This window comes from Streptomyces sp. NPDC006261 (genome assembly GCF_040613515.1).
GTDB lineage: Bacteria > Actinomycetota > Actinomycetes > Streptomycetales > Streptomycetaceae > Streptomyces.
This window is the reverse complement of record NZ_JBEXSI010000100.1, coordinates 1-14,068: the sequence shown is the minus strand read 5'-3', so window position 1 is coordinate 14,068 and position 14,068 is coordinate 1. Positions and strand designations below refer to the sequence as shown.

General features: G+C 67.4%; 10 protein-coding genes and 2 pseudogenes. 7 read left to right on the top strand and 5 right to left on the bottom strand.

The window, feature by feature from the left end:
* Positions 1-104, top strand: a pseudogene (locus ABZ154_RS33465) (FAD binding domain-containing protein); the annotation flags it as partial.
* A pseudogene (locus tag ABZ154_RS33460) lies at positions 78-690 on the top strand (MFS transporter); the annotation flags it as partial. The pseudogenes ABZ154_RS33465 and ABZ154_RS33460, both read left to right, overlap by 27 nt.
* Before the next feature lie 289 nt (positions 691-979).
* Here the strand turns inward: ABZ154_RS33460 and ABZ154_RS33455 are convergent.
* The 5 genes from ABZ154_RS33455 to ABZ154_RS33435 all read right to left on the bottom strand — a co-directional run bounded on the left by ABZ154_RS33455 (position 980) and on the right by ABZ154_RS33435 (position 7,276).
* A complete protein-coding gene (locus ABZ154_RS33455) occupies positions 980-1,891 on the bottom strand; it encodes a carbohydrate ABC transporter permease (protein ID WP_356838118.1) in 912 nt (303 codons plus the stop codon).
* Positions 1,892-1,893: 2 nt separating this feature from the next.
* Positions 1,894-2,787: a sugar ABC transporter permease gene (locus tag ABZ154_RS33450; RefSeq protein ID WP_356838117.1), complete on the bottom strand. Its 894-nt coding sequence runs from the start codon at positions 2,785-2,787 to the stop codon at positions 1,894-1,896.
* 93 nt (positions 2,788-2,880) lie between these two features.
* The gene (locus tag ABZ154_RS33445) at positions 2,881-4,203 is read right to left on the bottom strand and encodes an extracellular solute-binding protein (RefSeq protein WP_356838116.1); all 1,323 of its coding nucleotides are present in this window, start codon (positions 4,201-4,203) and stop codon (positions 2,881-2,883) included.
* Between the two features lie 71 nt (positions 4,204-4,274).
* Entirely contained in the window at positions 4,275-6,008 is a 1,734-nt protein-coding gene (locus tag ABZ154_RS33440; RefSeq protein ID WP_356838115.1) for an alpha-glucosidase, read from the bottom strand.
* Positions 6,009-6,094: 86 nt separating this feature from the next.
* Positions 6,095-7,276, bottom strand: a complete 1,182-nt coding sequence (locus ABZ154_RS33435) for an ROK family protein (RefSeq protein ID WP_356838114.1) — start codon at positions 7,274-7,276, stop codon at positions 6,095-6,097.
* A 742-nt stretch (positions 7,277-8,018) separates the two neighbouring features.
* Between ABZ154_RS33435 and ABZ154_RS33430 the strand changes: the two genes are divergently transcribed.
* The 5 genes from ABZ154_RS33430 to ABZ154_RS33410 all read left to right on the top strand — a co-directional run bounded on the left by ABZ154_RS33430 (position 8,019) and on the right by ABZ154_RS33410 (position 13,709).
* Entirely contained in the window at positions 8,019-10,394 is a 2,376-nt protein-coding gene (locus ABZ154_RS33430) for a family 49 glycosyl hydrolase (RefSeq protein ID WP_356838113.1), read from the top strand.
* Between the two features lie 96 nt (positions 10,395-10,490).
* Complete coding sequence (locus ABZ154_RS33425; protein ID WP_356838112.1) at positions 10,491-10,925, top strand: DoxX family protein; 435 nt, start codon at positions 10,491-10,493, stop codon at positions 10,923-10,925.
* An 81-nt stretch (positions 10,926-11,006) separates the two neighbouring features.
* Positions 11,007-11,660: a lytic polysaccharide monooxygenase auxiliary activity family 9 protein gene (locus ABZ154_RS33420; protein WP_356838111.1), complete on the top strand. Its 654-nt coding sequence runs from the start codon at positions 11,007-11,009 to the stop codon at positions 11,658-11,660.
* A 158-nt stretch (positions 11,661-11,818) separates the two neighbouring features.
* Positions 11,819-12,343: a DoxX family protein gene (locus ABZ154_RS33415; RefSeq protein ID WP_356838110.1), complete on the top strand. Its 525-nt coding sequence runs from the start codon at positions 11,819-11,821 to the stop codon at positions 12,341-12,343.
* Between the two features lie 49 nt (positions 12,344-12,392).
* Positions 12,393-13,709: an ABC transporter ATP-binding protein gene (locus ABZ154_RS33410; RefSeq protein ID WP_356838109.1), complete on the top strand. Its 1,317-nt coding sequence runs from the start codon at positions 12,393-12,395 to the stop codon at positions 13,707-13,709.
* Positions 13,710-14,068: the final 359 nt, after the last annotated feature.

Sequence of the window (14,068 nt, the reverse complement as noted above, 5' to 3'; positions counted from 1 at the left end):
TGATCCCCGCCCTCGCCGCCTCGGCGCGCGCCGCCGGCCCGCCCCAGATCCGTAACGCCGGAACCCTCGGCGGCAACATCGCCACCTCCGCCGGAACAGGGGACCGGTCGCGGCCCCGCGGGCGTGCTCCCAGCCCTGTGCGCCGCACAGATCACCAGCTGGGGCATCGTCTTCTACGCCTTCCCCGTTCTCGACTCCCAGATCACCGAGAACACCGGCTGGCCGACCGGGGCGACCACGGCCGCCTTCTCCCTCGCCCTGCCCGTCTTTGCGTTCGCCGGAATCCGCGTGGGCCGGATCATCGATCACCGCGGTCCCCGCACCGTCATGACGGCCGGCTCCGTCCTCGGCGTGCTGAGCATCCTCACCGTCGCAGCCGCCCCGAACCTGCCGCTGTTCTTCACCGGGCGGGTGCCGGCGGGCTTCGCCATGGCGGCCACCTTCTACCAGCCTGCCTTCGCGGCCATCACCCGCCGGTGGGCCCCCGACCACGTGCGCGCGCTGACCATCGTGACGCTCGCGGGCGGACTCGCGCCCACCTTCTACGCACCTCTCACCGCAGCGCTGGCCGACCACCTGTCATAGCGCCTGACCTACAAGGTGCTCGCCGCCGTCCTCGCCACCGTCACGATCCCCGCCCACGCTCTGGCACTCAGAGCCCTCTGGCCTTCAGCACCATCGCCCTTGACGGCCGACGCCGGCCAGTCCGCGAAGACAGCGGCCCGCAGTCGTTCCTTCCGCATGGCCGGTCGGCGCAGCCGTAACGGTTCTCCCTTGGCATGCGCCTTTGCCGGACATCGTCCCAGGACACAGGACGAGGCCCTAAATGAGCACGAAATGACGCCTGTGCCTGAAGCCCATGTGAGTGCCGAGGCTGTCCAGTGCATACAGGCCCGATCACTGAGCGAGGATGACCCCGGATCCGGCGGCGGGGCGGTGCGTGCCGGATCCGGGGTGGCTTGGGGGTGTTGCGGGCGGGCTACTTGACGGCGCCGGCGGTCATGCCGCGAGTGAGGGAGCGCTGGAAGATGAGGAAGAAGATGACCATGGGGACGATGCCGAGGAGGGCTGCGGCGCTCATGGCGGTGGGGTCGCTGGTGTATTGGCCCTGCATGACGGAGAGGCCGAGGGGGACGGTCTGGTTGTCGTTGGAGATGAGCAGGACGAGGGGGTAGAGGAACTCGTTCCAGCTCCAGACGAAGAAGAAGACGCACATCACCGAGAGGGTGGGCCAGCTCATGGGCAGGACGATGCGCCACAGGATGGTCCAGCGGCCGGCTCCGTCCATGGCGGCGGCTTCGATGAGTTCGCGGGGGAAGCTGGCGAAGACAGAGGAGAGGAGGTAGGTGCCGAAGGCGCTGTAGGTGATGCCGACGAGGATGGTGTAGCCGAGTTTCCCGTCGTAGAGGCCCATCTCCTTGAAGAGGTAGTAGATGGGGTAGACGAGGCCTTCCTGCGGCAGGACGTTGACGCCGAGGAAGAAGATGAGGAAGGGGGTGCGCCAGCGGACGCGGCCGATGCCGATGGCGTAGGCGCTGAAGAGGGCGAGCAGGACGGCGATGAGGACGACGCCGAGGCTGATCTGGATGCTGTTGAAAAGTTTCTGGGTGAAGCCGACGCGGTCCCAGACTTCGGCGATGATGCTCCAGTTCCACTGAGCGGGCAGGGAGAGCGAGCCGTTCGTGCGGAAGTCCGCGCTGGTCTTGAACGAGTTGAGCAGGATGACGATGAAGGGTGCGAGGAACGCGAGGACGAAGACGGCGACGGCGGCCAGGACGGCGTAGGAGCCGGGGGTGCGGCGGTTGCCGGTGGCTTTGCCCTTGCCCGCTTTGGCCTTGACCGGCTTGCGCCGGTGGCCGGGGGGCGCCGTGGGGGTGGTGTGCGTGGTCATGGTCATCCGTCCTCGCGGGCCTGGCGGGTGAGCATCGTTCCGGCGATGATCAGTACGAGCAGGGTGATCGTGCTGGAGATCGCGGAGCCGTATCCGACGTCGGCGCGCTCGAAGAAGTTCTGGTAGGCGAAGTACGCGGGGACGAGGGTCGAGTTGCCGGGGCCGCCGCCGGTGAGGACGAAGATCTGGGCGAAGACCTTCAGGCCGGCGATGGTGGTGGTGACGAGTACGACGTAGACCTCGGGCCGCAGGATGGGCACGGTGATGCGGGTGAAGCGCTGCCACCAGGTGGCGCCGTCGAGGGAGGCGGCTTCGTACAGTTCGGGGTCGATGCGCTGGAGCCCGGACAGGAAGAGCACCAGGGGGTAGCCGAGCTGCATCCAGACGAGGACGGCGAGGACCATCCACAGGGCGAGGTCGGGGTCTCCGAGCCAGTTCTGGGCCAGGGAGTTCAGGCCGATGGTTTCGAGGACGCTGTTGACGGCGCCTTCGGGGGCGAGGATCCAGCCCCACATCAGGCCGGTGACGGCGACGGGGATGACCTGGGGCAGGTAGAGGCCGGAGCGGAAGAGGCTGACGAATCCGTCTCCGTGCTTCTTGCCGATGTAGTCGAAGAGCAGGGCTGCGAGGAAGAGTCCGAGCAGGGTGGGGACCACGGCGATGCCGACGATGACGAAGGCGATGTTGCGGAACGAGGCCCAGAAGTCGGCGTCGCTGAAGAGTCGGGTGTAGTTGTCGAAGCCGATCCAGGTGGGTTCGCCGACGCCCTGCCACTGGGTGAGGCTGTAGTAGAAGGTCATCACCAGCGGGACGACGAGGAAGAGCAGGCTCAGCAGCAGGCCGGGGGCGAGGAAGGCGCCGTACCCCGTGGGCCGCGGGTGACGTGTGGTTTTCACTGTTGCTCCAAGAGGGGCGGGACGACGGCCCGGTGCTGGGCGGGCCGCCGTCCCCGGGAAGAAGGGACTGACGCGCGGGCGGGCGGGTCAGCCTCAGCGCCGCGAGGCGGTGTACTTCTCGTAGGGGGCCTTGAGCTCGTCGAGGACGGCGTGGGGCTTGCCGCCGTTCATGAGGTTCTGGGTGGCGCCCACCCAGGTGTCGTAGTAGCCGGGGGCCGGCCAGTCCGGGTAGAAGGCGAGCCCGTTGCCGTCCTGGTAGGTGTTGAACGCGGTGATGAGCTCGCGGGACTTGGGGTTCTCGATGGAGTCCGGCTTCGCGGCGAGCGGGACGTTGCCCTCTTCGCCGAGGATCTTCTGATTCCTGTCCGACATGGTGATGTCGATGAAGTCCTCGGCGAGCTTCTTGTTCTTCGCCTTGGTGGGCACGACCCAGTGGTTGCCGCCGGAGCCCAGGGTCTTCTTGCTGCCGGGGTAGGCGGCGGTGGACCAGGAGAAGTCGGTGATGTCCGTGGTCAGGCCGCCGAACCACCAGTTGCCGCCGACCATGATCGGACGCTTCTGCGAGACGAACTGCTCGGTCATGTCGCTGCCCTTGAGGCCGACGTCCTTCTTCTCGAAGTAGCCCTTGTCGAGCCAGTCCTTGTAGGTCTCGACCGCGTAGGTCCATTCCGGGCCGTGGAAGTCGACCTTGCCCTTGTAGAGCTGGTAGTCGTCGACCCAGGCGTCATTGGCCTTGGCCAGGGCCAGCAGGTAGAGCCAGTGGCCGGCGGGGTGGTCGTTGCCGGCGTTGGCGAGCGGGGTGATCCCGGCGGCCTTGAAGTCGGCCAGGGCGGCCTCGAAGCTCTGGAGGTCGGTGGGCTTGGCGATGTTGTGCTTCTTGAAGAGGTCGTCGTTGTAGTACGCCAGGACGAACTCGCCGTAGTTGGGGACGCCGTACCACTTGTCGCCGCCCATTTCACCGTTGGCGTCGTAGCGGGCGGTGACGGAGGCGCTCTCGCTGATCTTCTTGTCCCAGCCGCGTTCCTTCGCGGTGGCGGTCAGATCGGTGAGCAGCCCTTGCTTGGCGAGCAGGCCGGTGGTGGCATTGCCCTTGTTGTACTCCATGACGTCGGGCGCCTTGTCGGAGTTGAGGATCATGCCCGCGTTCTGCTGGATCTGCTCGAACGTCTTGCGTTCGAAGACGACCTTCACGTCGGGGTGGGTCTTCTTGAACTCGGCTATGGCCGCGTCCCAGGCGTTGCTGAGGGCACCGTCCTGCTGCTCGTAGTGCCACAGGCGCAGGGTTTTGCCGTCTCCCTCTGCGGTGTCGGAGCCGCCGCCGCACGCGGCGAGGGGTGCGACGAGTGCCAGTGCGGACATCGCGAGCAGGGCTCGGCGTGTGGTGTGACGTGTGGCACGGAAGCGCATGGTCGTCATGAGGATTCCTTGGGTGTGCGCGGATCGGGGCGGTGCGGGGGGAGACGGTGCTGAAGGGGCCGTGGGGGTGGTCAGGCGTTGCGGCGATGGACGCGGGCTTCCCAGGGCTGCAGGGTGTGCGGTGCGCTGAGAGGTGTGGTGGCGGGAACGTTGGCGATGAGCGTCTCGCTGCGTTCCCAGCCGTCGGGCAGGTCGACAGTGAGGTCGGCCGGACCGAAGTTCGCGAGGACGAGCAGTTCGGTGCCGGAGGCCGCGTCATGGCGGGTGAAGGCGTAGAGCTGCTCGTGGTCGGCGTGGAGCATGTGGAAGTCGCCGTGGGTGAGGGCGGGCTCGGTGTGCCGCAGGGCGATCAGGCGGCGGTAGTAGTGGAAGACGGAGTCGGGGTCGGCGAGCTGGGCCTTGGCATTGACACGGGTGTGGTCGGGATTCACCGCGATCCACGGGGTGCCGGCGGTGAAGCCGGCGTGCTGGGAGGTGTCCCACTGCATGGGGGTGCGGGCGTTGTCCCGGCTGCGGTGACGGAGTCCGGCCAGGACCTGTTCCTCGTCGACACCGTGGGCGGTCTGCTCGCGGTGGTGGTTGAGGGACTCGATGTCGCGGAAGTCGTCGATGGAGGTGAAGCGGGTGTTGGCCATGGCGAGTTCTTCGCCCTGGTACACGTAAGGGGTGCCGCGGTGCAGGTGGAGCACGGTGGCGAGGAGTTTCGCGGAGCGGTCGCGGTAGGCGGGGCTGTCGTCGCCGAAGCGGGAGACGGCGCGGGGCTGGTCGTGGTTGTTCCAGTACAGGCTGTTCCAGCCCCTCTCGCCGAGGCCGGTCTGCCAGCGGCCGAGGCTGGCCTTGAGGTCGGTCAGCTTGAGCGGGCGGACGTCGAACTTCCCGCCGGGGCCCTGGTCGAGGCCGACGTGCTCGAACTGGAAGACCATGTCGAGCTCGCGACGGGCGGGGTCGGTGAAGAGCTTGGCGTCCTCGACGGTGACGCCGGGCATCTCGCCGACGGTGAGCAGGCGGCGCGGGTGGCCTTCGAAGACCTCGCGGTGCATTTCCGCCAGGTACTCGTGGATGCGGGGGCCGCAGATGTAGTGGGGGCTGCCGTCGCCGTGGAGGGCGCCCTCGTGGACGATGCCGTCCGGGAGGCCGGGGGTCTTGGAGATGAGGTTGATGACGTCCATGCGGAAGCCGTCGACGCCTCGGTCCAGCCACCAGCGCATCATGGCGTAGACCGCCTGGCGCACGGTGGGGTTCTCCCAGTTGAGGTCGGGCTGCTTGCGCGAGAAGAGGTGCAGGTAGTACTCGCCGCTCTTCTCGTCGTAGGTCCAGGTGGGGCCGGAGAAGAAGGAGCCCCAGTTGTTGGGTTCCGCACCCGGGGTGCCCGGCTCCATGCCCTCGCGGGCGGGGCGCCAGATGTACCAGTCCCGCTTGCTGCCCTCGGGGCCTTCGTCGCGGGAGGCGGTGAACCAGGGATGCTCGTCGGAGGTGTGGTTGACGACCAGGTCCATGACGAGCTTCATGCCGCGCTCGTGGACGGCGGCCAGGAGCCGGTCGAAGTCGGCGAGGGTGCCGAAGAGCGGGTCGATGTCCTGGTAGTCGCTGATGTCGTACCCGTTGTCGTCGTGCGGGGAGGGGTAGACGGGGGACAGCCACAGGACGTCGACGCCGAGCTGGGCAAGGTAGTCCAGCCGTTCGATGATGCCTTGCAGGTCGCCGATGCCGTCCGCGTTCGAGTCGGCGAAGCTGCGGGGGTAGATCTGGTACACCACCGCTTCGCTCCACCACGCGTCGGCGGGAGTGGCTTCGATTTCGGGCACGTCAAACCTCATTGTGATCGCTTGGTTGCTTTCAGTTACTTTGCCGGAGGTGGCGGGTTGCGCCCGCCCCCCACAGGCACTGCGGGTCAGGAGATGGCTGCGCCCACGGCATCGCGGATGACGAGGCAGGCGGCGCCCCGGGCCCAGAGGTCGTGACGGGCGGGGTCGACGTGGATGTCGCAGTCGGTGGCCGCGGTGGAGAACGCCTGGGCTTCCATCGCCTCGCTCATGTGCGGGCCGAACAGGTCGTAGGCGACCGCGCCTTCGCCTGCGATGATGACCTTCTGCAGGTTGAGCAGGTTGCACATGCCGGCCACGCCTCTGCCGAGGGCCGTGCCGGCTTCGGCGAACGCGGAGCGGGCGACGGTGCGGGCCGCCCCGGCTTCGCCTCGTGCGAGGCCGATGGCGTCGGTGATCGTGTCGCAGGGGAATCCGCCGTCTGCGAGGTGGCGCAGGATGGCGCGGTCGCCCGCCAAGGCTTCCAGGCACCCTCGCCGGCCGCAGCTGCACATGGGCCCGGAGGGGTCCAGGGGCAGGTGGCCGAGTTCGCCTGCGAGGCCGGTGGCGCCGGCGAAGAGGGCGCCGTCCAGGAGCAGGCCGCAGCCGATGCCGGGACCGACGGTGACCACGGCGAAGGAGTCGATGTCGCGGCCTTCGCCGAACCAGCGCTCGGCGACGACCAGGGTGTTGACGTCGTTGTTGACGACCACCGACAGCCCGGTCGCCTCCCGCAGCGGACCGGCCACGTCGACCTTGTTCCAGTCGAGCAGGGACGAGTAGCGGCAGATCCCGGCCGCCGAATCGACGTGGCCGCTGACACCGACGCCGAGGCCGAGCACCCTGTCCGCCGCTTCGGGCGCCTCTTCGAGGAGCCTGCCGGTCAGGGAGGCGGCGGCGGACAGGGCGGTATGGGGGGTGCAGTCAGCCAGAGGTTCCTCGCCGCGGGCCAGGACATTGGCCGCCATGTCGGTCACGACGCCGGAGACCTGCCGAGGTCCGATCTTCATGCCGACGACCACGTGCTTGTCGGGGTTGACGTGCAACATCTTCTGCGGCCTGCCCCGCCCCTGCGGGGCGGCGTCGCTCTCGCGCAGGTAATCGTGCTCGAGGAGCGGCGGCAGCATACGGGTGACAGAGGAGGGCACCAGACCCAGGCGCTGGGCGAGCTGGGTGCGCGACAGGGGTCCTGCGGTGAGCACGGTCGCGAAGATCTCCGCCCGGGTCTGCTCACTGACAAGCTCCGAGAACCGGATCTTGGACGGGCTCATCACGCGGTGCCTCCAGGTAGTGGTCTGTCAGGGCCGTTGCATCGGGTTCAGCGCCATCGGACCTGACGCGGGCGGCGAGGGCTTCCCCTATGCGCGGGGCCGGTACTGCCAAGCGTTGCAGAGATCGTCATCGCGCCTCCTGCGGCTGGGACGCCGTCGACCTGTGTAAGCCGGCGTCGCTGCTTATGACGGGAGTGTGTCCCTCAGCCTTTAAGTGCGTCAAGGAAGAAAACAGCGCGTTACGCAACCGTGATGGCCTGCACCTGTCGGACACTCGCTACCTATTTGCGCCTTTTGTGCTTCTTGTTAGGTGCGCGCTGGCCCCCTGCGTCGAAGAATCCTGTTCATTTCATTGACACGGGGAAGAAATGGCGGGAAGTTAACCGGCAACCGGGGCGGAGCCAGGGCCTGTTGGGCCACCGGTCGCCGTCACGCCTGCAGTCCCCTCACCCCTCGGGGCGGGCAGGACCGGTTCGTTCCGCTCGCAGGACCGGTGTCCTGCGCTCCTGGCCCTGCGAATGATCCCCGCGTGGACTCCCTCAGCCGGCTCCCTCGAAGAGAGACGAACCGCCGACCAGGACGAGTGCCGCACTCCGCACCCCGGTCAACCCCGGAAACGGGCGACCGCATGCACCGATGACTCCGCCACACAGCTGTTCCAGCTGTCCCAGCGGTGTCCGTGCCCGCCCCCAGGCGGGTGCCCTGGGGCCATGCCCCGATTCATCAAGGAGAGGACATCATCATGCCCGCAGGAAGACTGCGACGGCTCAACCCGCTGGCGGCCATCGCCGCCGGCCTGGCACTGGCGCTCGCCGGAGCCGTCGTTCCCGCCGGCACCCTGGCCGCGGCCGCCCCCGCTCCGGCAGGACAGCTCGTCCCCGCGGCTGGGCTACTGGCGGCACCGGCAGCAGGAGCGGCGGGTGACACCTCCAACAGCGAGCAGCTGCAGACCTGGTGGCACGACAACCACGAGTTCAACACCAGCAGCCCGGTGGGCGGTGACAAGGTGCGGCGGTCCTCCTTCTACGACGTCAAGGTGGCCACGGCCGCGGCGCCGACGACGAAGTACGACTCGTTCGCGTACATGAGCATCCCCCGTAGCGGCAAGGGGAAGATCGGCTACTCCAAGGAGGACGGCGCGGAGTTCTCCTCGTCGGCGAACCTCACCATGAGCTGGTCCTCCTTCCAGTACACGGCCGACGCGTGGGTCGACGTGTCCCTGCGCACCGACCAGAGCATCTCCTCCGCCGACCAGGTCAAGATCAAGCCGAGCAGCCTGAACTTCGCCAAGGAGCTCGTCAACAGCAAGACCGTCCGGATCAAAGTGCCCTACAGCAGCAAGGGCTACCGGTTCTCCGTCGAGTTCGACCCGCAGCTCTACACCGCCTACAACGACATGTCAGGCCCGGCCAACGACGCCGGCAAGCTGACCACCAGCGGCGGCGGCAACAACCGGGCCATCCACACCGAGCCCCGCAACTCGATGATGATCTTCGCCGAGCCGACTCCGACCGGTGCGGAGAAGGACCGGCTCATCCCCACCGCCGCGTCGGGGAGCATCCACTACCCCGAGCCCGGCCAGGTCACCAACCTGAACAACATCGACAAGGAGATCATCTACTTCCGCCCCGGCACCTACACCATGGGCTCGAAGTACCACGCGGTGCTCCCGCCCAACGTCAAGTGGGTCTACATCGCACCCGGCGCCTACGTGAAGGGAGCCTTCCGCTTCTTCCACGACAACCAGGGCCTGTACAAGGTGACCGGGTACGGGGTGCTCTCCGGTGAGCAGTACGTCTACGAGGCGGACACCAACAACAACTACGACCACCTCAGCGGCGCGTCGAACTGCCACGCCTCCTGCGTGAAGATGCTCCAGTTCGAGTCCGCGAACGCCCAGCAGTACCTCGACCTGCAGGGCGTGACGATCAACGAACCGCCCTACCACTCGTTCGTCGTCTACGGCAACGAGCAGACCTTCCAGATGCGGGTCGACAACTACAAGCAGGTCGGCTCCTGGTACTGGCAGACCGACGGCATCGAGCTCTACCGCGGCAGCACCATGAAGAACACGTTCTTCAACGCCAACGACGACGTGCTGAAGATGTACCACAGCGACGTCACCATCGATAACACCGTCATCTGGAAGAACGAGAACGGCCCCGTCATCCAGTGGGGATGGACGCCCCGCAACATCGACAACGTCCGGGTGACCAACACCCACGTCATCCACAACCGGATGTACTGGAAGGACGTCAAGTACAACACCTGCATCCTCAATTCCTCCTCCCACTGGGAGGACACGGCGTCTACCACCAAGGGCGACCCCAGCACCTGGGTCAAGAACATGACCTTCGAGAACATCACCGTCGAGGGCCAGACCAACTGCGCGATCCGCGTCTTCGCCCTCTCCAGCACCGAGAACATCCACATCAAGAATCTCAAGATCGACAGCTGGAACGGCCTCGACCCGAGTAGCCAGATCAGCCTCCTCAAGCGCTACACCAACACCGCCGGCCAGAAGGTCACCCTGGGGAACGAGACGACCCAGGGCAAGGGCCTCAAGCTCGAGAACTACACCGTCGGCGGCACCGTCATCAACAAGTCCGGCACCAACTGGGGCGCGGACAAGCCCGGCCGACTCGGCTTCGACGCCGAGAACTGGGACAACTGGAACGCCTGGGGCCCCGGTGGCGGCGACCCCGACCCTGATCCCGACCCGGACCCGGGCACGGGCTCCGGGCAGATCGTCAACGGCGGCAACGCCAAGTGCATCGACCGTGCCGGAGCCGGCACGGCCAACGGCACCGCAATCCAGCAGTGGACCTGCGCGAACACCGCCTCGATGACCTGGACGCTGGACGGCCAGCAGCTCAAGTCCGGCGGCAAGTGCCTGGACGTCGTCGGCGGCGCCACCGCCAACGGCACCAGGGCCCACCTGTGGGACTGCGGCGGCTGGGACAGCCAGAAATGGGCCTTCCAGGCCAACGGCACGCTGAAGAACCTCAAGTCCGGCCGCTGCCTCGACGTCGAAGGCCAGAGCACGGCCAATGGAGCCCGCCTCCACCTGTGGGACTGCGGCACCTGGGCCAGCCAGAAGTTCAACCTGACCGCCTAGCGCACCAGGGGCCGGTGGCCGCATCCGCGGCGGCCACCGGCCACCAGACCCAGCAGTACACCCTCCCCCGCCACCCCGTAGAAGGGCTTGCCCCACATGCCGTCAGCCCGGCTCGAACAGCCCGTCCTGAGCATCTTCCGCATCGTGACCGGCCTGCTCTTTGCCTGCCACGGAGCCGCCACCCTCTTCGACGTCTTAGGCGGCTCGCACGGCGGGGTGCCCAACGCCGGACAGTGGCCCAGCTGGTGGGCCGCGGTAATCCAGCTGACCGGAGGAGCACTCGTGCTGATCGGGATCGGCACCCGCCCGGCAGCCTTCGTGTGCTCTGGCTCCATGGCATACGCCTACTTCGTCCACCACCAGGGCGACGGGCTGTTCCCCATGGAGAACGGTGGCGAGAGCGCCGCGCTGTTCTGCTGGGCCTTCCTGCTCATCGCCGCCCTCGGCCCCGGCCAGTGGTCCCTGGCCTCCCTGCGGAACCGACCCGCGCGCCGGCGAGAGGAGGTGAGCAGTCACCTGAGCGACCACTGACCCCCGCGCAAGCTGTCATGTGCACCTAAATCACTGGTCGGGATCGGCCTGTGATCTCCACATACACGGAGGAAGAGCACCATGAACCGCATACCCGCACCGCTGTCGCGCGTCGTCGCGCTGAGCTCCGCCGTACTGGCCACCGCCCTCCTCGGCGTCGTCCAGGCGCCGGCGGCCTCCGCACACGGCACCGTCATCACCCCCGAGACCCGCAACTACGGCTGCCTGCAGCGCTGGGGCTACACCGAGCCCAGCGAGTCCCAGGACCCCATGTGCTATCGGACCTACCACGAGAACGCGAACGCCATCGGCGCGTGGAAGGCCGTCTACGCCAACAACACGGGCGACAACTACAAGCAGGTCATTCCCAACGGCGAGATCTGCAGCGCCGGCGGCCAGGGCGAGACGAACTACCGGCCCCTCGACCGCCCGGGCCCGTGGAAGATGACCGACATCGGCTCCGACTTCACCGTCGACATCTACGACGAGGCACGACACGGCGCGGACTGGCTCGAGGTCTACGTCACCAAGCAAGGCTTCAACCCGGAGTACCAGCTGATCGGGTGGGACGACCTCGAGCTGGTGAAGAAGACCGGCAGGTACCCCTACCAGGCGCACTACGTCACGGACGTCAGCACCTCCGGCTACAGCGGACGCCACGTCGTGGTGACCGTCTGGAAGGCGTCGCACATGGACCAGAAGTACTTCCTGTGCAGCGACGTCAACTTCGGCTGACCGCAGTCGGCTGACGGGGCCCCGCGGGAGGCACTGCCTTGCGCGGGGCCCTTCCCCTTGTGCAGTACCAGGGGCTCCGAGCCGCCGATCCGCCGATCCGCCGACACAGCGCCTCAGCAGCCAGTACCCGTGATCGTCTCCAGCGGAGGAGATTGTCGATGACCAGCACCTCCCACCACCGTCGCCCCGCGAAAGGCCCCGCTCGCGCCGACCAGGCAACCATTCCGGCGCTGGGCCTGCGGCACCCCCTGCGACGCCGCGTCGCATCCCACGCCCATCGCTACACGCGGCTCAGCCCCGCGGTCCTGCGCGTCTGCATCGGACTGATCTTCTGCTGGTTCGGCATCCTGAAGTTCTTCCCCGGCGCGAGCGCGGCCGAGGGCTTCGCCATCGGGGCCATGACCGAGCTGACCCTGGGGTTCATCCCCGCCCCGGTCTGCCTGCTCCTGCTCGCGGTCCTGGAGACGGGCATCGGACTCGCGCTCCTGACCGGCTTCCTGCTCCGCTGGGCCCTGGCAGCGTTCTTCCTGCACATGGCCGGCGTCTTCCTCTCCCTGCTCGTACTGCCGGACGCCGCCTGGCACACCGCGGCCGTTCCCACCCTCGAAGGCCAGTACGTCATCAAGAACATCGTCCTGGTCGCCGCCTGCCTCCACATCGCCGCCGACGAACTCACCCCCTGACCGCCCCCTCCTCTCTTCCCGCCAAGCGCGACACGTACCAGGAGCACCCGTGGGCAGCACCATCACCCTTCACGACCTCGCCAAGACCTATCCCAACGGGCAGAGGGCCGTGCGCCAGCTCTCCCTGACCGTCCGGGACGGGGAGTTCCTCGTACTGCTCGGGCCCTCCGGGTGCGGCAAGTCCACCCTGCTGCGCATGATCGCCGGACTGGAGACGATCAGCGGGGGCGAGCTGCACCTCGACGGAGAGATCGCCAACGATCTCCAGCCCAGCGAACGCGACATCGCGATGATCTTCCAGAGCTTCGCGCTCTACCCCAACATGACCACCGCACAGAACATCGGCTTTCCCCTGGCAGTCCAGAAGCAGGACCACGACCAAGTGGCCGCCCGGGTGCGGTCCGTCGCCCAGACGCTGGGCATCGACCACCTTCTGGACCAGATCCCCGGACGGCTATCCGGCGGCGAGCGCCAGCGCGTCGCCATGGGCCGCGCCATGGTCCGGCGCCCCTCGGTCTTCCTGATGGACGAGCCGCTCTCCAGCCTCGACACCCGGCTGCGCACCCGCCTGCGCACCGAAATGCTCGCGGTCACCCGCAGCACCGGGGCCACGACCATCTACGTCACCCACGACCAGGCCGAAGCCATGGCACTCGGCGACCGGGTCGCGGTCATGCGCGACGGGATCCTCCAACAGGTCGACACCCCCCGCAACCTCTACGCACTGCCGACCAATGCCTTCGTCGCCTCCTTCGTCGGCACACCGCGGATCAACCTGCTGCACGGCACGGTGTACGCCCCCATAGACGGCGTCATGGCGCTCAACTTCGGGGCCCAGAAACTCACCCTGTCCTACCCACTCACCCACGACCACCAGATGCTCCGCGTCGTCCAAGGACAACCGCTTCTCATCGGGCTGCGCCCCGAAGCCATCCGTATCGCCGACAAGGCCCACGCCACGGCCTTCGAGCGAGCCATGACCGGAGTTGTCGAGCACACCGAATTCCAAGGCCACGAAGCGCTGCTCCACCTATCACTCGGCGGACAACGAGCCGACGTACCGGCCCAGCTCCCCGACCACGCAACTCACCACCCTGCCCGCAGAGGCGCCGCCGACCTCCTGCGGCAGTTGCGACGCCGCACCGGACTCTTCGACCGCCACCCCATACCTCCTGCCGACGTACAGCCTCCGGCCCAGTCCCCTGCCCGCAAGAGCATCGGCGAACTCGTCATCCGCGATGAACCAGGCTCTCGCCACCGAAGGGGCCAGCACATCCCCCTCCTCATCGACGTACGCAACCTGCTCATCTTCGATGAACGAGGCGAACGCGTCAGCCCCGACCCGACTCAGGTACCCGAGCTATGAACACGCCTGAGCGCGTTCCAAAGTCATCTCGACAGCTACGGCTACCTTGACCCCACCCGCACCGCGTCCACCCCGCTGACCGGACGCCGGGTCACATTCAGACCCGTCGGTGCGGTGAGGTCGGCGGAGTGCGGGGCTTCCCTCGTCGGCCGTGGGACCGCTCCACGGTGCTCTCCCCCGGCAATCGCCGTAAATGGCCAGGTCAGACGCATCTGAAGTGTGCTGGCATACTGCGACAGCGGGCCAGTACCGCACGATGCGCGACTAGGGCGTGTATCGAGTCGTGATCAATCTGTGGGATGCGCCTCCGCTTCGGGGACGGGTCCTGTAGTCCTGAGTGCATGACGCGCGTGCAACTG